The organism is Arthrobacter sp. sptzw42 (assembly GCF_059089685.1).
On sequence record NZ_JBNHEX010000008.1, the window covers coordinates 24080 to 48340 of the forward strand.

Here is a 24261-nt window from a genome sequence, read left to right on the forward strand (position 1 = left end):
GATCCACGGGATGGTGGTGGTCCGGCGACGGCAGCCACCCTGGTGCCTTGCAGCACGTTCGGTGGTCCCGGCGCCGGGCCCTTATTGGTTGTTAGAAGGGAGGTTCGGAATCGGGGCCGTTGCCCCAGCCGCCTGCGCTGGAAACCCCGGGCGTTGCCCAAGGGTCATCCTGTGCAGCCTGCTGGTTGCCGCCGCCCCAGCCTCCGCCGGAGTTGCCGCCCTGGTTTCCACCAGAGTTGCCTCCTCCGAAGCCACCGCCGCTGTTGCCGCCGCCGAAGCCGCCCTGGCCACCCCCGCCGGAGCGTTGGGTGCGGGTGACTTTGGCATTGGCGTAGCGCAGGCTTGGGCCGATTTCGTCGACCTCAAGCTCGATGACGGTGCGCTTTTCGCCTTCTTTGGTTTCGTAGGAACGGCTCTTCAGGCGTCCGGTCACAATCACGCGCATGCCCTTGGTAAGGGACTCGGCAACGTTCTCGGCCGCTTCACGCCACACCGCGGCGCGGAGGAACAGGGTTTCCCCGTCCTTCCACTCGTTGGACTGGCGATCAAAGGTGCGGGGGGTGGAAGCGATGGTGAAGTTCGCTACTGCCGAACCGGACGGTGTGAACCGCAATTCCGGGTCATTGGTGAGGTTACCGATGACCGTAATGGTGGTCTCGCCTGCCATCTACTGCCTCCTTGTTCGATCCTGGGTGAAGAGTGCGTTTCCTGCGGGGTAAAGAATGAAAGTTGGGCCGAAGTTACTCAGCAACAACTTTCTGCTCTTCGGGGCGGGTGATCTTGGTGCGCATGATGGTCTCGTTAAGAGACAGCTGGCGGTCAAGTTCCTTGGCGGTTTCCGGCTTGGCGGTGAAGTTCACCACGGCGTAGATACCTTCGGACTTCTTCTTGATTTCGTAAGCCAGTCGGCGACGGCCCCAGATGTCAACCTTTTCGATGGTTCCACCATCGGTGGTGATGACATTCAGGAACTTCTGAAGCGACGGCTCAACGGTACGCTCTTCGACCTCGGGGTCGATGATTACCATCAATTCGTAAGGACGCATATGTGAACCCACCTCCTTTGGGCTAAGCGGTTACGGCATTTCCGTAACAGGAGGTTCATTTGCGATGCCATGCGGTGCCCCGCCGCCAGAACGGAGGCGGGACGCAGCACAGACTTCAATATCTTAGTGCATTTGGACCGAATAGGCGATTCGCGCTTGACTCAAGACTATCGGCCATGGTTCCTCACGCAGCAGAACGAAGGCGGCTATGTGGAAAACCCACGCAAGCGCCATGGCGCCCCGGAGTGCCGGCTAAAAAGCCGTCCGGTAAAACAGCCCGGTCACGGCCGCCAGCCGCCACGGGTCCTCCACTCCGCACAGTTCGCGTGCCGAGTGCATGGAAAGCAGCGGAACACCCACGTCCACCGTCCGGATTCCCAGGCGCACAGCCGTCAGCGGGCCGATGGTGGAGCCGCAAGGAACGGAGTTGTTGGACACAAACTCCTGGTACGGCACGCCCGCTTCCCCGCAAAGCCGGGCCCAAAAAGCGGCCCCTTTGGCATCCGTGGCGTACCGCTGGTTGGCGTTGATCTTCAGCAGGGGGCCGCCATTGAGCACCGGATGGTTGGCGGGATCGTGCCGTTCGGCGTAATTCGGATGGACAGCATGCCCCGCGTCCGCTGATACACAGAACGACGCCGCCAACGCCTGCCGGCGCTGGCTCGCCGTGGCGCCGAGCCCATCGGATATGCGCACCAGCACATCCTCCAGGATGGGCCCGCATGCCCCGGAGCGTGAGTTGGAGCCAATCTCCTCGTGGTCGAAGGCGGCAAGCACAGCGATCGGCGCACCGGCGGCTGCAGGGGCAGCATCAGAGGAAGCATGCTCGATAAGAGCCACCAGCCCGGCATGCGTGGCGGAAAGGTTATCCAACCGCCCTGACGCGAAGAACTCCCCATTCCCGCCGAAAACCGCAGGGGCCTGCGTGTCTGCGATGACGACGTCGTACCCGCCGATCCGGGCAGGATCCAGTGAGACGCCGGGAACGTGGGACGCCAGCACAGCGAGCAGGTCAAAGTCACCAGGGTTTCCGAGTCCCCACACCGGATTCATGTGGCGCTGCTTATCCAGTGTCAGTCCGTCATTGACGGTCCGGTCGAGGTGGATGGCCAGCTGCGGGAAGCGAAGCATGGGCCCGGTGGCCGTCAAGTGCTCGGAACCGTCGAGCATCACCAGCCGCCCGGCGAGCTGCAGTTCCCGGTCCAGCCAGGAGTTCAACAGCGGCCCGCCGTACACCTCCACTCCTGCCTGCAGCCAGCCATGCGCACCGGTAGTGGGCTTGGGCTTGAGCTTAAAGGACGGCGAATCGGTGTGCGCCCCCAGGATGTTGAACGCATTGGCGGGTCCGGCACCTTCGGGTACAACCCAGGCGATCAGCGCACCGTCGCGGGTGATGAAGAACGAGCCTGCGCCGCCGTCCCAGGTGTGCAGCTCATCCAGGCGGGCAAACCCCGCCTCCACCAGCCGGCGGCCCGCCTCATGCGCGGCGTGGAAGCTCGACGGCGATGCGCTGACGTAAGCGCCAAGGTCCTGGATGTGGTCTGCAGCGGAGGAAGGCATGGTCCCGAGTCTAGATGGTGACGTTCAGCCCTGCCGTGTAGCCTGCTGCGGCTGATCCTGCCATGGTGGCGAGCTGGTAGATGCCGCCGTCGGTTCGAAACACGCTGTCCTGCTGGAGGCTGGAGCGGCCCATGGCGCGCCGGCTGGCCTCGTAGCCGGGGGTGGAGTAAACGTCGTCGCACGCCGCTTTGGTCAGCGCGATCTGCGAAACGGCCAGCACTTGCCCTGCAGCCGTCGCATTGCGCATGGACTCGAACACCTCAAAATGAATGTGCGGCCAGCGCCCGGGGTAGGCGCCCGGGAAGATGGAGGTGAAGGTGGCCTGTCCGTTTGCGTCTGCTTCCTGGACGCCCCGGAGATAGTTTTCGCTGGACAGTTCGGGATCGTACATCGAGTACCTGCCGTCCCGGTCGCAGTGCCAGGCGTACACGGCGGCGCCGGCCAGTGGAACGCAGCCGTTGGCGTTGTCCAGCAGCGTCAGGGTGAAGGCCAGCGGTACGCCTTCAGCCCTGGCGGTTCCCGTCCCGAAGCTGGACGCGATGTCCCGCCGGACGACTCCCGAGGCTTCGAGCAGGTTTGGTCCGTTTGAGCCGTCGGCCGGAAAGGGTCCGGCTGTTTCCTTCGGTATCTCCACGCCGCACTCGGCGATGGCGCGGGTCAGGCTGGGCGACGGCGAGGCCCCGGCCGCAGTTCCGCCGGCCGCCGGGGCACCGGACGCGGCAGCGGTTCCAGGGGCGGCGGAGGACGTCGCAGTGCCGGGGGATCCGCCGGGAGTGCAGGCGGCCAAAGCAGCGGCAGCCCCGCCCGCACCGAAGAACATGCCCAGCGACCGTCGGCTCATGATGGTGGACAGATCAAACTCGAGGCCGCGGTCGTGGTCCGGGTGGGGAACATGCTTGCTCATGGAACTATCCAACCCGCCCGCACGCCACCTGCATAGCCTTTCCTGTACGGGAAGCCTGAGGGAGAATCCTGGCCCGTCAAACGTCGCGTTTCTTCAACACGATCAATGCCGGGACCAGGAACAGCAGCACGTAGCCGAGGAAGATCAGCCCGCCGTGCCAGGGATCAATCACGCCGTCGGTGTGGCCAATCGAAAGGAAGCGCCCGCCGGCCTCGCTGGGAATGTACTGCGGAACGTACTTCCAGAAGTCACCGGGGATAAGGGTCATGAAGCCGGCTGCGATGGACAGGACGAAGAACATTGCCACCAGGACGGTGATGCCACCGGCGGAGTTGCGCAGCAAGGTTCCCAGGGAAAGGCCTATCAAGGCAACCCCGGCTACGTACAGACCACCGGTGAAGATGCTGTAGAGCACGCCCTCCGTGGTCCAGTCGAGGTCAAAGCCCATGCCCTGAAACACCGGCATGGCGATCAGGAAGGTGGCCGCTCCGGCAATGGTGGTGATCACGTAGGAGATAGCAGCAAGGATGATCGCCTTAGCCACAAAGGCCGGCGTGCGCCGGGGGACGGCGCTCATCGTGGAGCGGATCATGCCGGTGGCGTATTCGGAGGACATGAAGAGCACTGCCAGTGACCCGAGGATCAGGATGCCGATCTGGAGCCCGGCGTTGGGCAGGTTGTAAAGGTCGAAGCCCGAACCCGGGGGGAAGGATGCCTCAAGCATTTCGGGGGTCATCGTCTGGCCCTGCTCCCTGGCGCTGCGCGCTGTCTCCTCCAGGTAGGTGTAACGGATCAGGACGGCCAGCGCGCCGATGCCGATGATGGCTGCCAACGTCATCAGCAGCAGGATGCGGGTGGACATCAGCGACCAAAGCTTGATCCATTCGGACCGCAGGACGCCGCCGAAGGACACGCCTTTGGTGCCGGCGGAGGAACGGGTGGGCCCGGTTCGGGTCTCAGTCATGGTGCTCATCCTTACTTTCCTGCCACAGCCGGGGCAGACACTGCGGGGCCGCTGGCCAGGTGTGAGTGGTATTCCACTTCGTCCTTGGTGAGGTCGAAGTATGCGTCTTCAAGGGAGGACACCTGCGGAGTGAGTTCGTAGAGGAGGACGCCGTTGTCCAGGGCGATCCGGGCGATGCCCCGTGAGTCCATTCCCGTGACTTCGAGGGTTTCCGGCTCGCTCTGGTCCACCGTGACGCCGTCGCCGGCCAGCAGGGCGGACAGTTGCAGGGCTGCACTGGTGCGCACCAGCGTCCTGGTCTGCCGGGTTCCGGCGATGATGTCCTTGACCGGGGCATCGGCAATAATCCGCCCGCGCCCGATGACTATCAAGTGGTCCGCGGTCTGTGCCATCTCGCTCATGAGGTGGGAAGAAAGGAAGATCGTCTTGCCTTGGTTGGCGAGGTACCGGACGAGGTTGCGGACCCACAGGACCCCCTCCGGGTCCAGGCCGTTGACCGGTTCGTCCAGGATAAGCGTTTGGGGATCACCCAAAAGTGCCGCAGCGATGCCCAGCCTCTGGCCCATGCCGAGCGAGAAGCCGCCGGCCTTCTTGCGGGCCACCGCTTCCAGTCCGGTCATTTCGATGACTTCCCTGACCCGTGTCTTGGAAATGCCGTGCGTGGCGGCCATGGCCAGCAGATGGTTGTAGCCGCTGCGGCTGGTGTGCACGGCCTTGGCGTCCAGCAGTGCGCCCACCTCATGCAGCGGCGCCTTGTGCTCTGCGTACGGCCGCCCGTTTACGGTGACGGAGCCAGACGTCGGCCGGTCCAGCCCCATGATCATGCGCATGGTGGTCGATTTTCCGGCGCCATTGGGGCCAAGGAAGCCAGTGACCTGCCCTGCCTGGACGGTGAAGCTGACCCCTGCCACGGCGGTTTTTCCCCCGTAAACCTTGGTCAGGCCTTTTGCCTCAATCATGGATTGTTCCTTTTGGACGGCAGCGCGCGGCTGCGGCAGATGTTGGGACGCTTGTATATCCACCACGGTACCGATGCCCGGCCCCCTTTTCGGCGCTCTCAGGGATGATTCAGGGGTAAACCAGGGTGGTCCCCGGAAGTGACTCCGGTCAGGAACATTCAGGAAGGAAAACTGTCAGGGGCGGGGGGAGTAGTAGGTGAGGGCCCGGGGCAGCACCCGGTAGGTCACGCTGCGCACGCCAACCAAAGCCTCGCCGTCGACCGCCAGCGTCATCGGTGACCCGCCTGCTTCGATGTGCACCTCCTCTGCCTCTGCCAAGTGGGTGATTTTTGAGGTGGCCACCGTGCCTGTCAGTACACACCACAGCAGGCGCAGCCGGGCGAAAGACTCATCGGCGGTGATCAGGCGGACGTCCAGGATGCCGTCGTCCATGACCGGCCGCAGCAGCGGGGCATGGTCCCGGGGATAGTACCGCCCCCGGCCCACGTACGCGATCCAGACTTTGTGCAGCCTGCCGTCCACCGTCAAAGTGGTGGGGCTGCCCACCGTGAACGTACGGAACATCGCCACTACTCCGGCAAGGGGTTTCCCCAAGGCGGGCTGCAGTTGACGCCGCCGGCGGACAAAATCGGGATACAGGCCGACGCTGGAGGTGTTCAGCATGATCAGTTCCGCTGTCTCAGGCTTTCCCTCCAGCCCCCGTTCAACCGTGACTGTTCCGACGTCGGCCTGCGCCGCTGCACCCTTCGATGAGGCCGACAGGGCTTCCTTGAGGCTCCCCGTGCCGGCGTCGCGGGCAAAGTGGTTCAGGGTTCCGCCAGGCAGGACGAGCAGTGGGATGGCCCGTTCGACGGCCACGGCCGCCGCGGCTCCCACCGTACCGTCCCCGCCCCAGACGCCCAGTGCACGGGTTCCGGGGTGGCCCGCGATCTCGTGGATGGCCGCCACCAGGTTTTCGTCCGGCAGCACGGTCTCTACATACGCCTTGGGGAATACCTGTAGAAGTGCGGCAGCTGTCTCCTCCTTGAAAGAGCCGCCCAGCGTGTTGACCACGACCGCCAGCCCATCACCTTCAGGCAGTTGGGGCGCTGTGGTCCAGGTCCTGGCCGTTGGAGGCAGGGGCGGGCGGACGGGCCACCACCGCCGGGTCAGCAGCGCCGCGCCGGCACCCAACGCCGATCCGAAGATCACGTCCGAGGGCCAGTGCGCCCCGGTATGAACCCGGGAGTACGCCACTCCCAGCGCCGCAGGGGCCAGTGCAGCCCCCAGAGCGGGCTTCACCAGTCCCGCGCCCACGGCGAACGCCACGGCAGAAGCCGAGTGGCCCGATGGCATGGACGAACTGCGCGGCTGGGGATGCACGAACCGGAACACCGGAAGATGTTCGGGCAGCGGGCGGGCCCGGGGCAAGAGGGTCTTGAAGATTCCGTTGGTAACAGCAGAAGCCACCGCCTGTGCCAGAAGTCCATGAAGTGCAGCGCGTCGGGGCATGCCGGGGGAGGTGGCAAGAACGGCAGCGACGCCCATCCAAAGTTTTCCGTGGTTCGCAGAAGCGGACAGCCGGCGGAAGAAGACGTCGTGGTTTCCGCCGGGCAACCTCGATACATGCCGTACGAGGTATCTGTCTGTCCGGCTGATCCACTGATGGCCCCTGCGCCATTTCCCGTGCATGCCCTCACCCTACCGCCGTGGCTGCCTCCGGTGGGGGCCATCTCGGCGCGCATGCCAGCCCGTACTTCGGGTAATGCGGTTACTTGGTGGTCAACGGCTTGGCGGCACCGGCCAGCAGCAGGGCGACGAGGATCGGCGCAAGGATCGCCAGCAGTGCGAGGTGGATTCCCGTGAGGTCGCCCAGGTATCCCAGGAGGGGCGGCCCGGCCAGGAATGAGATGTATCCGAGGGTCGAAACCACCGAGACCCGCGCCGCTGCGTGCCGGGGGTCGTCGGCAGCCGCCGACATCCCCATGGGAAAGGCCAATGCTGCTCCTACGCCCCAAAGCGCGGCGCCCACAGCAGCCAGCCACACGTTGCCGGCGAGCACAAACAGGCAAAGGCCGGCGGCGGCTGCTGCCATGCTGGCGCGGAGGACGGCGACGCGGCCGTACTTGTCGATAACGTTTCCCCCAAGGAACCGCATGGCGGTCATTGCGAGGACAAAGAGGGCGAACATCAGGGCGCCGGTCGATTCGGAGGTGCCCAGGCCGTCAACGGATGCCTTGGCGATCCAGTCATTGCCCGCGCCCTCGGTCAGGGTGGCGCCAAGGACAACGACACCGATGAGCAGGGTCCTGCCGTCCCGCCAGGCCGAAGGGCCCTTGACAGCTTTCGGCTCACCGTCGACCGGGGCAGGTGTTGTCGTGTGCGGCAGGAAGTAGCGCGGAACGGTCAGGGTCACCAGCAGCACGATGCCCGCGATGACCAGCAGGTGCACCGGCAGTCCAACGCCAAGGTTCGAAAGCCCGGCCCCGATGAGGGCACCCACGAAAGCTCCGCCGCTGAAGGCAGCGTGGAACTGGGGCATGATGGTGCGCCGAAGTTTGTGTTCGACGTCGGCCCCTTCAATGTTCTGCGAAACGTCCCACAGGCCTATCGCGATGCCAAAGAAGAACAGGGCGATGGCAGTGCCCGGAATGGAGGCCGCGGCCAGGGACAGCGCAATGCCCACACCGGCCGCTGAGGCCAGGAGTCCGCCGAAGCGTACGGCGTTGGCGGTGCCGATCCTGCCCACTACCCAGCCGGCGGTCGGCAGGGCGAGTAATGAGCCGACGGCGGTGCAGAGCAGCAGGGTGCCCATCTGGCCGGAGGTGATCTCCAGGGTCTCGGTGACCGCAGGAATCCGCGCCGCCCAGCTGGCGAACACCAGACCGTTGATGCCGAAAACAACTAACGTCGCGGCGGCTGCTGCCTTCAGACCGGCATGCTGTGCCGTTCCGGTATTTATGCTCATTCATTCACTACTTCCACAGAGTTGTCTTCGATGGACTGCTCAACTGCTGATGAGAGCGGGGGTCAGCGGGCGCGCGCCACGCGCTTCTCATCCCACACGGGTTCAGCGGACTCGTACACCTTGCCGTCGGAACCGAACACCAGAAAGCGGTCAAAGGTCCTGGCGAACCAGCGGTCGTGTGTCACGGCCAGGACGGTGCCTTCAAAGTGGTCGATGGCCCGTTCGAGGGCCTCGGCCGAGTGCAGGTCCAGGTTATCCGTAGGCTCATCCAACAGGAGCAGGGTGGCCCCGCTGAGCTGCAGGAGCAGGATCTGGAACCGGGCCTGCTGGCCGCCCGAAAGGGACTCGTACTTTTGCTCCGACTGGCCTGCCAGCCCGTAGCCGTCCAATGCCCCGGCTGCTGCCTCACGGCCCAGGCCGGACCGGTGTTCGTCGCCGCGGTGCAGGATCTCCAGCAGCGTCTTGCCGAGGAGGTCCGGCCGGACGTGGGTCTGGGCGAAGAACCCGGGACGGATCCTGGCGCCGAGTTTCACGGTGCCCTCGTGCGGCACTTCGGCGATCTCCACATCGGAGACCGGCAGGTGCTCCCGTTCCGGATCGGTGCCGCCGGTGGCAAGCAACCGCAGGAAGTGCGATTTGCCCGAGCCGTTGGATCCCAGGACACCCACCCGGTCACCAAACCATACCTCTGTGGAAAACGGCTTCATCAGCCCGGTGAGCTCGAGCTTCTCGGCCACGATCGCGCGTTTGGCGGTCCGCCCGCCCTTCAGCCGCATCTGCACGTTCTGCTCGATGGGCAGCGCCTCAGGCGGCCCCATTTCCAGGAACTTCGCCAGGCGGGTCTGGGCTGCGTGGTAGCGGTTGGCCATATCGGACCGGAACGCGGCCTTGTTTTTATACATGTTGACGAGTTCCTTGAGCTTGACGTGCTCCTCGTCCCACCGCTTGCGCAGTTCCTCGAAGCGGGCGTTCCGGTCCGCCCGCGCCTCCACGTAGGAGCCGAAGCCGCCGCCGTGGATCCAGGCCCCCGCCCCGTTAATGCCCGGTTCCAGCGTGACAATGCGCCCCGCCGCGTTGTTCAGCAGTTCGCGGTCGTGGCTGATGAAGAAGACCGTTTTCTTCGATTCGTTGAGTTTGTCCTCGAGCCAGCGCTTCCCGGGTACGTCCAGGTAGTTGTCCGGTTCATCCAGCAGCAGCAGGTCGTCGGGTCCGGCAAAGAGTGCCTCCAGCACCAGCCGCTTTTGCTCGCCGCCGGAAAGTGTCGACGCCGGGCGGTGCTGCGCGCGGTCAAAGGGCAGTCCCAGCGCAGCCATGCACACTTCGTCCCAAACGGTCTCGACGTCGTAACCACCGGCGTCTCCCCAGTCCACGATGGCCTGGGCGTAGCGCATCTGGCTTGGTTCGTCGTCGTCCTCCACCATGGCCAGCTCGGCCTCATCCACCTCACGGGCAGCTGCGGCGAGGGCCGGCGGCGCCGCGGACACCAGCAGGTCGCGGACAGTGGACCCGTCCCGCACCTGGCCCACGAACTGCCGCATGATGCCCATGTTCCCGGAGCGTCCGATCACGCCTTCATCCGGAACCAGGTCCCCGGCGATGATCCGGAACAGCGTTGTTTTACCAGTGCCGTTGGGGCCGATAAGGGCGGTCTTGGTGCCGTCCGGAACCTTGAAGGTCACCCCGTTGAGCAGCTGTGTGCCATCGGAGAGGAAGTAATCGATACCGGATACGTCAATATGGGCCACGTACTCCATCTTCCCATGCCCCGGCAGCGCAGTTTTTGGCACATACCGCTGCCTGAATGGCCCGGAAGCCGGGCATCCACCGCAGACTCTAGCCGGCAGCCGTGAGGAATTTCTGCAGCAACGGCCCGGATGTTGTTGCCCCCAGCCCGCCGTCCTCAACAAACACGGCGACGGCAAGATCACCGTGCACAGCCACAATCCAGGCGTGGGTCTTGGGCGGATTCTCATTACCGAACTCGGCAGTGCCGGTCTTGGCCCCCACCGGAGCCCCGGGGACGCTGGAGAGGAAACCGGCGTGCCCGGACGTTACAACGGCGCGCATCATGTCTGCCAGCAGTGTTGCCTCTTCAGGAGTGATGGGCTTGTCCGACGCCTGGGACGGCGCCTCCGCGGAGGCTGTAGCGGACGGCTGGGCAGCGGGAGCAGTTGAGCCGCTGGTTGTTCCCTCAGCGGCGGCACCGGCGTCGGGGTTCAGGACCAGCTGCGGCGCAACCGGTGCGCCCTTGGCCACGGAGCCCGCCATCATGGCAGCTGCCAGGGGCGAGAGCAGCACCTTTCCCTGGCCGATCATAGACGCAGCGTGCTCGGTGCCGGCGGCTTCGCCGGGGACGGAGCCCAGGAAGGCGTCGGCGCCGAGGGTGGGTGCTTCCACCGCAAGTCCCATGGCCATCGCGGCATCCTCCAGCTGCCCTTGGGAGACGGTGTCACGGGCGGCAATGAAGGCGGTGTTGCAGGAGTGTGCGAAAGCGTCGCGAAGGGTCACCGATCCCAGGGAGCCCTCGGGGTACCCTTCCGCGTTTTTGAAGGTCCGTCCGTCCACCGCCAACGTGGGGGTGCATTCCACTGTCGACTCAGGGTTCAGTCCGTTGCGGAACATCGCCAGCGAGTCCACCATCTTGAAGATGGATCCGGGGGCGTACTGGCCAAGCATGGCCGTGTTGTAGCCGTTGCTTCCCGGGCCTGATGCGGCCGCCAGGACGGCGCCGCTGGAAGGGCGGAGCGCAACAATTGCGGAGGCGGGTCCCACACCTTCGAGGGTGGTCTCGGCCAGGGACTGCAGCTTGGGATCCAGAGTTGTTTTCAGCGGTGTTCCCGGCGTGGGCTTCACTTCGAAGAGCACCCGGCGGGGGTCTGTTGCGGCGGACTGGATCTGTTCCCTGGTCAGGTCGGCACGCTGGGCACGGACAACGACGGCGTCCGTCCCCCGAAGCTGCTTGTCGTACTGCTGCTGGAGGCCGCCGACGCCTGTCACATCACCCGGAGCCAGCTCACCTTCGGATGCCTCAATCTGCTCGGCAGTAGCCTCACCCACCGAACCCAGCACGGCGCGGGCAAACGTCCGGCTGGGGGCCAGGGGCACCGAGGCGGGAACGGCGCGCGCCCCGGGAATCGCCGCGATCTGCTCATCGGTGATGGTGCGGCCTTCTTCGCGCAGGGTTATCGCAGACACGAACGCCTCCGCGCCGGAAGCCTGGACCTGCTGGACGTAGGCGTCCGGGTCCACTCCTACCAATGCAGCAAGCTTTGCAGCAGAATCAGCAGGATCGGCGGCACCAAGCTGCGGCTTGTCGATGCCGACGTTAACCACCGGTCGGTAGGTCACCAGGGGTACGTCCCCGGGGCCAAGGATGTCTGCCCGCTGGGGCGACTGTGAGCCTTTGCTCAGGACCTCGCTGTCGGCAAGGTCCGGTGCCAGGGTGGCCGGGTCCCAGACCGTGAGCCACTTATCCCCGGACTTCTTGAACTTGGCTGAAACGGTGTACTTCCACTCGGTGCCGCCGAAGTTCCAGGTGTAGTTCAGGGGCACTGATGCGTTGTCGCCCTCGAGGGCCAGTTCGCCTGCTTCGACGGCGGGCTTAGCGGGATCCAGCGCGGCAAAGACTTTCTTCAGCTGGTCATTGGCAGCTGCTGAATCCTTGCCGTCAAAGGGCACTGAGCCCACATCGAGTCCGGAGACGGCGGCAGCCAACTGCCCCGCAGCCTCTTCAGCGCCGCTCCTTCCGTCGTCACAGGCAACCAGCGAAGTCCCGAGAATGACGGCAGCGATGCCCAAAGAAAGTTTTGTTGATATCCCCATTGCGCCATTATCCCCCGCTTCAATGCTGGGCTTGTCACATGACGCGCCTTCCGCGCAACCGGGGCACGTTCAGGTGGCAGCCAGGCCGAGTCGGGGCACCGAAAGGCCAAACATGTCGCGGAGGGCATGTTTGGCGGCGTAATAGCCTGGCATACCCGTAACACCCGGTCCTGGCGGAGTGGAAGAGGAACACAGGTAGACGCCGCGCAGCGGGGTCCGCCACGGGACGCGCGACACAACCGGCCTCTGCACGAGGTTCAGCATGTCCATGGTGCCCGCGCTGAAGTCTCCGCCAACGTAGTTCCGGTTGTACTTTGCCAGCCCCGCGGCCGTGATGGCCTTCGACTCCACCACCAAGTCCCGGAACCCGGGAGCGAAGCGCTCCAGCTGGGCGGTGATCGCCTCGGTCATGTTCCGGGTGGACCCGGTGGGGACATGGCAGTAGGCCCAGAGGGTGTGGTGCCCCGCCGGCGCCCGGCTGGAGTCGAAGCGGGACTGCTGGGCCACCAGGACGTATGGGCGCTCCGGGTGCTTGCCGGCGTTCACTTCGTTCTCGGAGCGTGCAACTTCTGCCCGCGTGCCGCCCAGGTGAATGGTTCCGGCGTCAGCCAGTTCCTTCGCCGCCCACGGCACAGGTCCTGAGAGGATGAAATCTACTTTGCAGGAGCCGTTTCCGTACCTGAAGGATTCCAAAGCACCGCGGTAGCGCACGGGAAGCGCGCCGCCGGCCATGTTCAGCAGCCCCTGCGGAGCGACGTTCAGCAAAGTTGCCCGGGTTGCGGGAAGATCCTCGAGCCGGTCGATCGGGGCGTCCGTGTGGATAACGCCGCCGTGTGCAACGAGGTCCTCTGCCATCGCGGCGGCTATGGCAGCGGATCCGCCTTCGGGAATGGGCCAGCCTCCGGCATGTCCAAGTGCACCAAGCATCAACCCGCCGCCGGAAGCTGCAAGGGATGGCTGGTGCGAGATGGGATGGGCGGCCACGCCGCTGAGCAGTGCGGGCGCCAAATCTTCCTTAAACCGTGCGTTCCACAGTACAGATCCCTGCTCCAGCGTCCGCAGCCCGAACAACCCTGCCGCCAGAGGGTTGCGGGGGATGCGGAGAAGTTGGTTTTGGGTGAAGTCCATGATGCCGTCGATGCGGTCAACGAGGGGTGACATCAGACGCCGGTAGGCATCGCCGTCGCGGCCCAGCCCTGCAGCTGTCCTGTCCAGGGACCGGTAGGCGAGGGCAGCCCTGCCTCCATCGAGCGGGGACCCGTAGGACAGCTCCGGGGTGATGAGGTTAATCCGGCGGGACAGTTCAAAGGCCTTGAAAAAAGGTGAGGCCACCGCCATGGGATGCACGGCGGAGCATATGTCGTGGAAGTGCCCGGGCCGCATGACTTCGCTGGTGCGCGCGCCGCCACCGATGGTGTTGCCGGCCTCGAAAAGCTCCACGGAAAGCCCCGCCCGCGCCATTACTGCAGCTGCTGCCAGCCCGTTGGGCCCGGCGCCCACCACCGCCACATCAGGCATTGGAACCAACCTTCCAGGGCAGTAGGGCATCTGACCGGTTTCGAAGGTTCAACCTGAGCCAGTCCGGCGCACCGGTGAAGGGTCCGCCGTGGGGATCATCGAGGTGATGCCGCCGGATGGGGTCGTAGTCCGGGTTATAGATGTCCCAGGTTACGCGCAGCATGAGGTAGCCCACCGCAGCCATGTGTGCCGCCACGGCGAGAACGTAGTAGGGCATATCCAGGTTGTGCTGGGAAGAGCCTGCGCTGGTCACTTGTCCAAGGTACATCCACACTGCTGCCCAGTGCAGGCCTTCGACTCCCTGCCAGACCAGAAAGTCGCGCCATCTGGGCCGGGCCAGCGCCAGGAGGGGGATCAGCCACACCACGAACTGGGGTGAGTAGACCTTGCCGGTAAGGATGAAGGCCGCCACGATGAGGAAGGCCAGTTGGGCCAGGCGGGGGCGCCGGTGGGCGGTCAGGGCGAGGGCTGCAATGGCCGCGCAGGACAGCAGGAACAAGCCCAGGGATAAGAAGTCCACGGCGGCCGGGCTGAGTTCCGCCCACCGCAGCCGGTTCGCCACAAGGTTGTAGGCGAACCACGGCGAGCTGTAGCCGGCACCGCGGTCAGCGCTGAACTGGAAGAAGTACGCCCAGCCGGCGGGATTCGCGGCGGCGAAGGGCAGGTTGACGGCCAGCCAGGAGGCACCGGCAGCACCGGCCGTCATCAGGAAGGAACGGAAGCGGCCGGTCCGGACAGCCAGCAGCAGGATCGCGCCCAATACAAGAACTGGATACAGCTTCGTGGCAGTGCCCAGCCCGATGAAGACCCCGGCAAGCACAGGCTGCCGGCGCGCGAAAAAGAACATACCCAGGGCGAGCAGCGCCACCGCCCACAGGTCCCAGTTGATGGTGCCGGCCAGCACGATGCCTGGGGCAAGGGCCACCATTGCCGCATCCCAGGGCCGGCGGCTGGTCATCCTGGCGGTAGCCAGGACCGTGACCACCGTGACAGCGGCCAGGAGCGCCGCATTGATGTCAAAGTAGGCGAGCACGGTCGAATCCGATACCCCGGTCCCGGGAACCAACCATGCCGTTACTCCTGCGATCAGGGCGATCAGGACCGGGTACTCAAACTGGCTGCCGGCGCCGAGGATGGGAAAGGTCCCCTCTGCCAGTCCACGGTTTCGAAAAAGCTCGGGAAAGTCGGAATAGCATGTGGCGTAGAACTGTGTGGGGGACTCCCAGCCGTTGGCGCGGCAATACCCTTTGACCAGGAGGCCCGCGAACGCCGCCAGGACGGTAAGCAGTATCAAAACGCGTTCCACGGTGAAGATGCCCGGGGAGACGATGCCCGGCGCCGCCCGCGATCCGAGGGGTCCGCCGATGACTTCGGTGAAGTTGCGCAACAGGACGTCACTGCGGCTGGGAACTACCAGGCGGGACCGCCCTCGATGCTCCGGCGGCTGGGTCTCCTGCATGGAACCGAGCTTACCGCCGCTGCCGGAAACCCTCGGAGGAGCGCCGCTAAAGACCCCACCGGACAATTGCCGGTGTCCTCTTATCCCAACCCAAGGTGCAGACTTTTGCAGTTCCGAGGATAAAGTGCCGCCCCTCGGCAGGAGGCAGTTCGAGCCAGCGCGCTGTGAGGATCCGGGAGAAGTGGCCGTGGGCCACAATAAGGACGTTGTCCATTCCCGATTCGAGTACGCGCCCAATAATCTTGTCCGCCCTGGCAGCCACCTCGTCCAATGTCTCGCCGTGGGGCACGCCATGGGTCCAGATCAGGTAGTCCGGGTTGTCTTTCCGGATCAGGTCCGAGCTGATTCCCTCGTAGTCGCCGTAGTTCCACTCGACGGCGAGGGGCTCGTGCTGGGCGTCGGGGAAGCCGGCCAGTTCAGCGGTCCGGCGCGCGCGCCTCAAGGGAGAGGTCAGCACCAGGTCGAAATCCACCGGGTCCAGCACCTTGCGGGCTTCCACCGCCTGCTGTTCGCCTTCGACGGTAAGGGGCAGATCGGTGAGTCCGGTGTACTGCCCGCTTTTGGACCACTCGGTCTCGCCGTGGCGGAGGATCCAGAGCTGCGGCCGGGGGGCAAGGGCAGGGTAGGTCACTTGGACTCCTTTGAGGAACGATCGACGGCGGCAGGAGACGTTTCAGCCCCGGCTTCAGCGGGTGCGGCTTCGGGCTGTTCCGCCCACCAGCGGAGCAGTCTGGCCTCGGCTTCCTCGGTGGGCAGGGGCCCGTGCTCCATCCGCTCATTGAGCAGGAACTTGTAGGCGCGGCCCACCACGGGACCAGGTTTGAGCTCCAGCAAAGCCATGATCCGGGCGCCGTCCAGGTCGGGGCGCACCGCCTCCAGCGATTCCTGTTCCCGCAGCGCGGCGATCCTGGCCTCAAGGTCGTCATAGGCGAACGCCAGCCGCTCGGCCTTCCGCTGGTTGCGGGTGGTCACATCTGAACGGGTCAGCCGGTGCAGCCGTTCCAGGAGCGGCCCTGCGTCGGTCACGTAGCGGCGTACAGCGGAATCGCTCCAGCCGGCCTCGCCGTAGCCGTAGAAACGCATGTGCAGCTCCACGAGGCGCGCGACGGCTTTGATGGTGTCGTTGTCGAACCTCAGCGCCTTCATCCTCTTGGAGGTGAGTTTCGCACCCACCATGTCGTGATGGCGGAAGCTGACCGCGCCGCCCGGTTCGAACCGGCGCGTAGCCGGCTTGCCGACGTCGTGCATCAGCGCTGCGAAACGCAGCACGAAATCAGGCGCCGGCACGGGGCCTTCTGTATCCGTTTCCAGCTCCGCTGCCTGTTCCAGCACCTGCAGCGAATGCTGGTACACGTCTTTGTGCCGGTGGTGCTCATCCGATTCGAGCCGGAGGGCGGAGACTTCGGGCAGCACGAACTCGGCCAGGCCGGTGTCCACCAGCAGGTCCACGCCGACCCGAGGCCGGGCACCGCAGATGAGCTTGGTGAGTTCGTCCCGCACCCGTTCCGCGGAAATGATGGTGATCCGTTCTGCCATCCGGCTCATGGCCTGTCGGACGTCGTCGTGGACGGAAACACCCAGCTGCGCCGCGAACCTGGCGGCACGCATCATCCTCAGCGGATCGTCGGAGAAGGACGCTTCGGGGGAGCCGGGCGTGGCCAGGATGGAGGCGTGCAGGTCGCGCACGCCGCCAAACGGATCCACGAGCTCCAGGGAGGGCAGTTTCAGGGCCATCGCGTTGATGGTGAAGTCGCGCCGAAGCAGGTCATCGGTCAGGGAGGAGCCGAACGCCACCACGGGCTTCCGCGATTCCGGATCGTACGCCTCGGCGCGGTAGGTGGTTACCTCAATCTGGAAGCCGGCCTTGCGCATGCCGATGGTCCCAAAAGCGCGGCCAATCTCCCAGTAGTTGTCCGCCCACTTTTTGATGAGGGCCACTGTCTGGTCCGGCGTGGCGTCGGTGGTGAAGTCCAGGTCCAGTGAGGTCCTGCCCAGGAAAAGGTCACGCACCGGGCCGCCCACCAGCGACAGTTCGTGGCCGGCGTCCACAAAACGCTGGCCGAGCTCCAGGACCACCGGGTCCACCTGGAAATCGACGGTGTGGGATTCAGTCTCGTGATGTGCGTGCGCCATAGTTACTTAAGCTTGTCAGAAACCAGCGGCGGCGCAGGCCAAAATACCGTCAAGTTCCGCGCATTCCGTCCGCCACCGGGAATGCGCCTCATCTGCAGTCCATGTTCGTGTCATGTTCCGGTCATCACGAACGGGCAACAGTCGTTAGAGTGGACTCCATGGCCCATCCAGTACCGAGCGCTCCAGGCAGGAGGACAAACGCACCGTTGCCGTCGGCAATTGGTGCGCACGTTGCACCTGCCCAGCACTCGGCACCGGCCTCGCTGCCCACGGTGGAGGAAGTCTCCGCCGGCGGCGTCGTGGTGGACACATCCGACGCCGAGCTGAGGGTGGCCATTATCGCCCGCCTTAACCGCGGCGGACGCCTCGAATGGTGCCTGCCCAAGGGTCATCCGGAGGGCAAGGAAAACAACGAGCAGGCCGCAGTCCGGGAAATCGCCGAAGAGACCGGCATCGAGGGGGATATCCTCGCACCGCTCGGAAGCATCGATTACTGGTTCACGGTCAGCGGCCACCGCGTGCATAAGACGGTCCACCACTATCTCCTGCGCGCCACCGGCGGTGAGTTGACTATCGAGAATGATCCGGACCAGGAAGCGGTGGATGTTGCATGGGTTCCCATCCAGGAACTCGCGCGCAAGCTGTCCTTCCCGAACGAACGGCGCATCGCCGACTTGGCCCGCGAAGTCCTGCCCGAACACCTCTAGGCGGCACAGCTGTGCCGGCATTGCCGTGATAGGCGCCCACGGGTGAGACGATGAACTCGATGTCAGCTTCCAATTCTCCTTCCGATCAGTCCGGCCGCGCCGGCGGCGCTCCCCACGGTGTGCCCGGCCACGACACATCCACTGACCGTGCACACCTGGCCGGCCCGCCCATGGACGGGGCACCACTGGACGGCGGACCCGTTGACGGGGCGCCGGCAGAAATTGTCTCTACCGACGGCGGTTCCGCGGAGGCTGGACAAGCCGCCGCGGCGCAGGCAGGCGAGACCAGGTCAAGCGCCATCATGGCCGCCGGAACCCTGGTTTCGCGCTTCCTGGGATTCGGCAAGACCTGGATGCTCGGCACAGCTCTGGGACTCGGTTCCACGGTCAATGACACGTTCATCAACGCCAACAACCTGCCCAACCTGATCTTCCTGCTGGTGGCCGGCGGCGTGTTCAACGCAGTGCTCGTTCCGCAGATCATCAAAGCCAGCAAGGCTCCCGACAGGGGAGCGGACTACATCAGCCGGCTGCTGACATTGGCAGTCCTGCTCCTGCTGGGACTGACGGCGCTGGTTACTTTGGCGGCGCCGTGGGTCATCGAACTCACCACCCAGGGATACTCCCCGCAGCAGAAGGCACTGGCGGTTACGTTCGCCTTCTGGTGCCTGCCGCAAATCTTCTTCTACGGCCTTTATGCCCTCCTCACCCAGATCCTCAATGCCAACGGCGCTTTCGGGCCGGCCATGTGGGCGCCCATCCTCAATAACGTGGTAGCCATCGCCGGGCTGGGCATGTTCATCTGGATTTTCGGCACCAACGAATTCAGTCCGCACACCCTGGAAAACTGGGGTGACACCCAGACCCTGTTCGTAGCCGGATTCTCCACTATCGGTGTGGTGTCGCAAACCGCCATCCTCATGATCCCCGTGATCCGGCTGAAACTGGGGCTGCGGCCGCGGTTCGGCTGGCGGGGAGTGGGACTTGGCCAGGCGGCCAAGCTCAGCGTGTGGACGTTGCTGACTGCCGCCGTCGGGCAGCTCGGCTTCCTCTACGTCATGCGCATAGCCACCATTCCCGGCGCCGAGCGCATACGGCTGCAGCAGGCGGGGGATCCCGCTGCTGCCATGCTGCCGGGCAACGCCGTTTTGGAAGTGGCCAGCCAGCTGTACCTGCTGCCGCATTCCATCATTGCCCTGTCCCTCGCCACGGTCCTGTTCAACCGCATGACCCGTGCGTCCCAGGACGGCAACCGTGCCGAACTGCGCGATGCCCTCTCGCACGGACTCCGGACCATGGCCGTTGCCACAGTTTTCGGCGCGTTGGCACTCTTTGCCCTGGCGGGCCCGCTCGGCATGTTCTTCTCAGGCGGCTTGCGCCAGGACGGCGTGATGCTGGCCCAGACGCTGACCATCCTCGCGCTCAGCACACCGTTCATGAGCGCCAACTTCATGATGTCGCGGGTCTTTTACGCCAACGAGGACGCCCGGACCCCCTTCTACATCCAGCTGCTCCTGGCAGTTGTTTACGTGGCGGGGGCATTCGCCATCCAGTTCCTGCCGGTGAACCAGATCATTTACGCCATCGCCGTGCTGTACATGGTGGGCAACATCCTTTCCGTAGTTATCAGCGCCTACTTCCTGCGGCGGCTCCTGGGGCATCTGGACGGCCCGCGGATTGCCAACTCCTATATCCGGATGGGCTATGCCGCGCTGGGTTCGGCAATTGCGGGCGCAGGAGCGCTTTGGCTGATGGGCAGCTACAGCCCGGACGGGTTTGCCTGGCGCGACCGGCTCGCAGCGCTGATCACGGTTATCGTGGTGGGTCCCGTCATGCTTTTGGTGTATTTCGTCCTGCTCAAGCTGCTCCGGGTCTCGGAACTTCGCGACCTGCTTCGTCCCCTGCTCGGGCGGCTGGGACGCGGCCGGCAAGATCCGCCTGCGGCGGAAGGCGGGACCCCGCCGTCGGACACTTCACCTGGCGCGCCCTCCGGGGAGCCCCGCCGCCCCGCGCCGGAGCGGGCCACCACGTCGGTTGATACGGGCCTCATCCCGCGCATCTCAGGTGAATTCGACGCCGTTTCCTTCCGTGCCGGGCCGGTTCCGGAGCGCGCCGGCCAAAGGCAGGATGCCGACGGCGGCCGCGGCTCCGTGGGTTCGAGTGCCTATCTTCCCGGCGAGGATCATCCCGGCACCGCACGCGGCGGTCTGTTGCGCGATCAGATCCCGCTTCCGGGCCGGCGGACCTTCCAGGGGAAGTCCGGCGAGAACCCACACTTCAAGCCCCGGCGGCCCCGGAAAAAGTGATGCTTGCCCGGTTTGCCGCTGTCTTTGTCCGCGGGGCGCCGGGCGCCATCGGCTAGGATCGAAAGGGAACAGGGGTAGTTGCATTCAAGGGTCAGCTCTCCGGCGGCCCCTTGAACGGTGGTTGCGTCATCCGAGCCGGCGATCCCGGACAGTCTAGGAGGAACACGTGTCCAACCCGATCGATGTCGGATCAGTACTGGGCGGCCGTTACAAGGTCACAGCCACTGTATTGGCCTCGCACGACCACGATCTGGTGCTGGACGGTGTGGACCAGGTTCTCAACCGACCCGTCAGCATCCTGGTTGCCGGACCTCAGAACACCGAGCAGGTTGCGCAGAGCGCCCGGGAAGTAGCCACCGGTGAACGCCCCGGGACTGTTCAGGTTCTTGACCTCGGCGTGACTGAGGATGCCACGTACCTGATCACCAACCACACGTCCGCGGCGGACCTGCTGGACCTCGTGGTGGCGTCCCATCCTCCGTACGTGGAGCCCTTTTTTACGGACACCCTTGGAAGTGAAATCTTTGGGCAGCCGCGGTCGCATGAACCCGAGCCCTATGACGACGAAGACCATGTAGAAGCAGGTTACATCAACTACGGAGAGCGACACCCCAGCCAGGTTGATCCGTTCCGTCCCGCGCCTGTCGTACCCCCGCAACCTCCCGTCCGTCCGGCTACGGCACCCGCTGCCCGCAAGCCTGCCGGTGCGTCTCCGCTGGGCGGTGCTGCCCATGGCGGCGCTGCCGCCGGGGCTGCGGCTTCACACGCTTCCGCCCGCCCGGCCGGCCCGTTGACGCAGCCCGTTGGCCCTTCGACACGGTCCGCGGGAGACCCGGCTGCTGTCAGCGCTGCCTCCCCTTCAAAGCCGGCACAGGCACCTGAAACGGCCAAGCCGAAGGTGTCCCTCTGGTCCGAGGACGACTACGCCAGCGTTGACGGCCAGGATCGCCACGAGGATGCGCCGGTAAAAAATGACGGGGCGGTAAAGAAAAAGTCCTCCGCCGTATTTGCCCGCGCGGCGGCTCCGGCAGCCGCTTCCTCTGCTGCCGCCCCGTCCCACGTGGAGCAGGACGACTACGACGACCGGGACGCCCCTGCACGTGAATCCCGTTCCATGCGCTGGCTTGTGGGCGGGCTGCTGGCCGTTGTCCTGATTGCCGGCCTTGTCTTCACCGTCACCAACCTGGGCAGCCTTTTCGCCCCCGAACCTCAAGCCAACCCGTCCGCTCCTGCCACGAACGCTGGCGCTCCCGCAGGCTCCGCTGCACCAACCCAGGCACCCACCTCGGCGCCGCCCGCAGTCCCGCCCGCGATTGAAAGCGTCAGCCGGCAGGGCAACTTCGATTTCGCGGCCACCTTTGACCGTGACCTCATCAAGGCGTACGACGGTAACGCCGCCAGCTACTGGTCCGACATGGAATTCGCGAGCGAAAACTGGGGCGGCCTGGCCTCCCAGGGCGTGCCGCTGGTGGTAAAGCTGGAAAACCCGGCAACCGTTTCATCCGTCACACTTTCGCAGCTTGGTGGCTCCGGCGGAAACATCACGGTGTACACCAACAGCCAGCCCTCCCTGGACGGAGCGAAGGCGGTGGGCACTAACAGCTTTACGTCGGCAGACCTGAACATGCCCCTGGCAGAACCCGTACAGGCCCAGTACGTTATCGTTTCGATCAACTCCCTGCCAAGGCTGGCGGCGCCTAAGACGCGCTACGGTTATGGCCTTCGGCTGGCCGAGGTAAAGGTTCAGTAACCCCCACGGATTGCGCTCGCTCCGCAACACCTGCGGCGGAGATTACTCTGCGGTGCTTGGCTTTGCTGCAGGGCGGTAACCTTGAAAGAGCGTCTCGCGGAGTTCGCTTACTGCTTCCCGCCGGCATTCCGTTGCGCCAGGTGCCCGGAATATTAAGGCTGCAGTATCAGTTGTGCCATGTGGCCGGCCTCCAAAGCGGGGCGCGTCAAAAAGGAAGAGGTTCACCGTTCCGTGACCATCACAGAAAGCACCACGTCAGATGTACGTGATGTCATCATCGTCGGCTCCGGCCCGGCTGGATACACGGCAGCTGTCTACACTGCCCGCGCCAACCTGAAGCCCCTGTTGTTGGCAGGTTCTGTCACTGCCGGCGGTGAACTGATGAACACCACAGATGTGGAGAACTACCCGGGCTTCCCGGAGGGCATCATGGGACCGGACCTGATGGAGAACTTCGAGAAGCAGGCAGCACGCTTCGGTACCGACATACAGTTCGAGGACGTCACTTCGCTGCAGCTCGAAGGTCCGGTAAAGACAGTTACCATTGCCACGGGTGAGAGCTTCCAGGCAAAGGCAGTTATTCTCTCCACCGGCTCCGCCTACCGCGAGTTGGGCTTGCCCAACGAAAAGCGGCTGTCAGGGCACGGCGTCAGCTGGTGTGCAACCTGCGACGGTTTCTTTTTCAAGGACCAGGACATCGCGGTCATTGGTGGGGGAGACTCAGCGATGGAAGAGGCACTGTTCCTCACCAAGTTTGCGAAGTCGGTAACGGTTGTCCACCGCCGTGATTCGCTCAAGGCCTCGAAAATTATGGCTGACCGCGCCCTGGCGCACGAGAAGATCAACTTCGTTTGGAACAGCACCGTGGAAGACGTGGTTGGAGACCAGAAGGTCAGCGGTCTGAAGTTGAAGAACCTCATGGACGGTTCCGTATCTGACCTGGCCGTAACTGGCGTATTCGTGGCTATCGGCAATGACCCCCGTACTGATCTGGTTAAGGGCGTCCTGGATTTGACGCCCGAGGGCACGATTGCCGTGGCTGGCCGCAGTTCCAGGACCAGTTTGCCGGGCGTTTTCGCGGCTGGAGACGTTATCGACCCCACCTACCGTCAGGCCATTACAGCTTCGGGTTCCGGCTGTGTTGCCGCTCTCGACGTTGAGCATTACCTCGCAGACCTGCCCGCCTAAGTCCGTAAGTGCTACACGAGAAAAGAGATAAAGCTATGAGCAATGCGAAAGACGTAACAGACGCAAGCTTCGGCACGGACGTTTTGTCCTCAGATAAGCCGGTTATCGTGGATTTTTGGGCCGAGTGGTGCGGCCCCTGCCGCAAGCTGGGTCCCATCCTGGACGAGATTTCTGTTGAGTACAGCGAGAAGGTTGACGTTGTGAAGCTGAACGTCGATGACAATCCGGGTATTGCCGCTGAGTACGGAATCACTTCGATTCCCGCCGTTTACCTGTTCCAGGGCGGGGAAGTAAAGAGCACCGTCATCGGGGCAAAGCCAAAGCAGTTCTTCGAGAAGGAATTTGCTGACGTCCTTTCCTAGGAGCGCAGCAGCGGACAAAGTCCGGTACTTGGAAGTGGCCACCGCCTCGCAGCGGTGGCCACTTTTTTGTGTACCTAGGCATGGCCTTGGCACTCAGGCAAGGGCGCAACTGCAGAAGATTGCTAGTTTTGAGCTCTGTCTTAATCCTTGACCAGGGCTTAGAGCGGGTTCGCCACGGCAGGGAAGAAGCTTCTTGGTAATGCGGTGGACGCCGTTGAACTAGTGCATAAGTACCTCGGCCCACTCTTCCTGTTTCACGTGAAACAGAAACAAGAGGGCCGTTTCAGTGGTCATTGGCATCGGCTGCACAGCTACTCCAGCTTTTCGCAGCGCCACAACGAGAAGACACCGGTGCGGACCATTCTCATGTTTCACGTGAAACGGCGGCGCCCCTTAGCGGGATATTGGTGATGCCCTACTTGGCATTGCACAACAGCAAAGACGACAGCTTCGATGATTCGCGGCACGTTTCGTACCCGCGCGGAGCTGGCATGCGGCGCCTACTTTGTTGAGACTCAGTAGCGTAGACTCCTGGGTTTCCGCGGAAGATCCATACACCGAGCTCCTGCGTCTGGCTGGCCTCCAATTGCAGGTAAGTGTAAGCACTCAAGACCACCTGAACCTCCCCCAGAGTAG

General features: G+C 64.4%; 19 protein-coding genes. 5 read left to right on the forward strand and 14 right to left on the reverse strand.

Features of this window, described 5'->3' with window-relative positions:
* Positions 1-91 precede the first annotated feature (91 nt).
* The 14 genes from AC5RT4_RS11550 to AC5RT4_RS11615 form a co-directional block, all read right to left on the reverse strand.
* Positions 92-667: a single-stranded DNA-binding protein gene (locus AC5RT4_RS11550; RefSeq protein ID WP_494042269.1), complete on the reverse strand. Its 576-nt coding sequence runs from the start codon at positions 665-667 to the stop codon at positions 92-94.
* A gap of 73 nt (positions 668-740) precedes the next feature.
* The gene (rpsF, locus tag AC5RT4_RS11555; RefSeq protein WP_078107099.1) at positions 741-1046 is read right to left on the reverse strand and encodes a 30S ribosomal protein S6; all 306 of its coding nucleotides are present in this window, start codon (positions 1044-1046) and stop codon (positions 741-743) included.
* A gap of 252 nt (positions 1047-1298) precedes the next feature.
* Positions 1299-2606: a M18 family aminopeptidase gene (locus tag AC5RT4_RS11560; protein WP_494105800.1), complete on the reverse strand. Its 1308-nt coding sequence runs from the start codon at positions 2604-2606 to the stop codon at positions 1299-1301.
* Positions 2607-2616: 10 nt separating this feature from the next.
* Positions 2617-3510 (reverse strand): intradiol ring-cleavage dioxygenase, encoded by an 894-nt coding sequence (locus AC5RT4_RS11565; protein WP_494105801.1) that lies wholly within the window; start codon positions 3508-3510, stop codon positions 2617-2619.
* 76 nt (positions 3511-3586) lie between these two features.
* Complete coding sequence (locus AC5RT4_RS11570) at positions 3587-4474, reverse strand: ABC transporter permease (RefSeq protein WP_494042266.1); 888 nt, start codon at positions 4472-4474, stop codon at positions 3587-3589.
* An 11-nt stretch (positions 4475-4485) separates the two neighbouring features.
* Complete coding sequence (locus AC5RT4_RS11575) at positions 4486-5433, reverse strand: ABC transporter ATP-binding protein (protein WP_494042265.1); 948 nt, start codon at positions 5431-5433, stop codon at positions 4486-4488.
* Positions 5434-5607: 174 nt separating this feature from the next.
* The gene (locus AC5RT4_RS11580) at positions 5608-7104 is read right to left on the reverse strand and encodes a bifunctional phosphatase PAP2/diacylglycerol kinase family protein (RefSeq protein WP_494042264.1); all 1497 of its coding nucleotides are present in this window, start codon (positions 7102-7104) and stop codon (positions 5608-5610) included.
* A gap of 79 nt (positions 7105-7183) precedes the next feature.
* On the reverse strand, positions 7184-8380 hold the full coding sequence (locus AC5RT4_RS11585) for an MFS transporter (protein ID WP_494105802.1): 1197 nt from the start codon (positions 8378-8380) through the stop codon (positions 7184-7186).
* 62 nt (positions 8381-8442) lie between these two features.
* Positions 8443-10125: an ABC-F family ATP-binding cassette domain-containing protein gene (locus AC5RT4_RS11590; protein ID WP_494105882.1), complete on the reverse strand. Its 1683-nt coding sequence runs from the start codon at positions 10123-10125 to the stop codon at positions 8443-8445.
* 88 nt (positions 10126-10213) lie between these two features.
* Positions 10214-12202, reverse strand: a complete 1989-nt coding sequence (locus tag AC5RT4_RS11595) for a penicillin-binding transpeptidase domain-containing protein (protein ID WP_494105803.1) — start codon at positions 12200-12202, stop codon at positions 10214-10216.
* Positions 12203-12271: 69 nt separating this feature from the next.
* Complete coding sequence (locus AC5RT4_RS11600; RefSeq protein WP_494105804.1) at positions 12272-13720, reverse strand: phytoene desaturase family protein; 1449 nt, start codon at positions 13718-13720, stop codon at positions 12272-12274.
* On the reverse strand, positions 13713-15179 hold the full coding sequence (locus tag AC5RT4_RS11605; protein WP_494042260.1) for a glycosyltransferase family 87 protein: 1467 nt from the start codon (positions 15177-15179) through the stop codon (positions 13713-13715). Before AC5RT4_RS11605 ends, AC5RT4_RS11600 begins: the two co-directional genes overlap by 8 nt.
* Before the next feature lie 46 nt (positions 15180-15225).
* The gene (locus tag AC5RT4_RS11610; protein WP_494042259.1) at positions 15226-15810 is read right to left on the reverse strand and encodes a histidine phosphatase family protein; all 585 of its coding nucleotides are present in this window, start codon (positions 15808-15810) and stop codon (positions 15226-15228) included.
* A complete protein-coding gene (locus tag AC5RT4_RS11615) occupies positions 15807-17312 on the reverse strand; it encodes a CCA tRNA nucleotidyltransferase (RefSeq protein ID WP_494105805.1) in 1506 nt (501 codons plus the stop codon). Before AC5RT4_RS11615 ends, AC5RT4_RS11610 begins: the two co-directional genes overlap by 4 nt.
* 206 nt (positions 17313-17518) lie before the next feature.
* Between AC5RT4_RS11615 and AC5RT4_RS11620 the strand changes: the two genes are divergently transcribed.
* From AC5RT4_RS11620 to trxA, 5 genes are all read left to right on the forward strand, one after another.
* On the forward strand, positions 17519-18019 hold the full coding sequence (locus AC5RT4_RS11620; protein ID WP_050057127.1) for an NUDIX hydrolase: 501 nt from the start codon (positions 17519-17521) through the stop codon (positions 18017-18019).
* A 59-nt stretch (positions 18020-18078) separates the two neighbouring features.
* Positions 18079-20325, forward strand: a complete 2247-nt coding sequence (gene murJ, locus AC5RT4_RS11625; RefSeq protein WP_494042257.1) for a murein biosynthesis integral membrane protein MurJ — start codon at positions 18079-18081, stop codon at positions 20323-20325.
* Between the two features lie 166 nt (positions 20326-20491).
* Positions 20492-22075, forward strand: a complete 1584-nt coding sequence (locus AC5RT4_RS11630; RefSeq protein ID WP_494105806.1) for an ABC transporter substrate-binding protein — start codon at positions 20492-20494, stop codon at positions 22073-22075.
* A 231-nt stretch (positions 22076-22306) separates the two neighbouring features.
* Complete coding sequence (gene trxB / locus AC5RT4_RS11635) at positions 22307-23263, forward strand: thioredoxin-disulfide reductase (RefSeq protein ID WP_494042255.1); 957 nt, start codon at positions 22307-22309, stop codon at positions 23261-23263.
* Positions 23264-23298: 35 nt separating this feature from the next.
* Positions 23299-23625, forward strand: a complete 327-nt coding sequence (trxA, locus tag AC5RT4_RS11640; RefSeq protein WP_104043843.1) for a thioredoxin — start codon at positions 23299-23301, stop codon at positions 23623-23625.
* Positions 23626-24261: the final 636 nt, after the last annotated feature.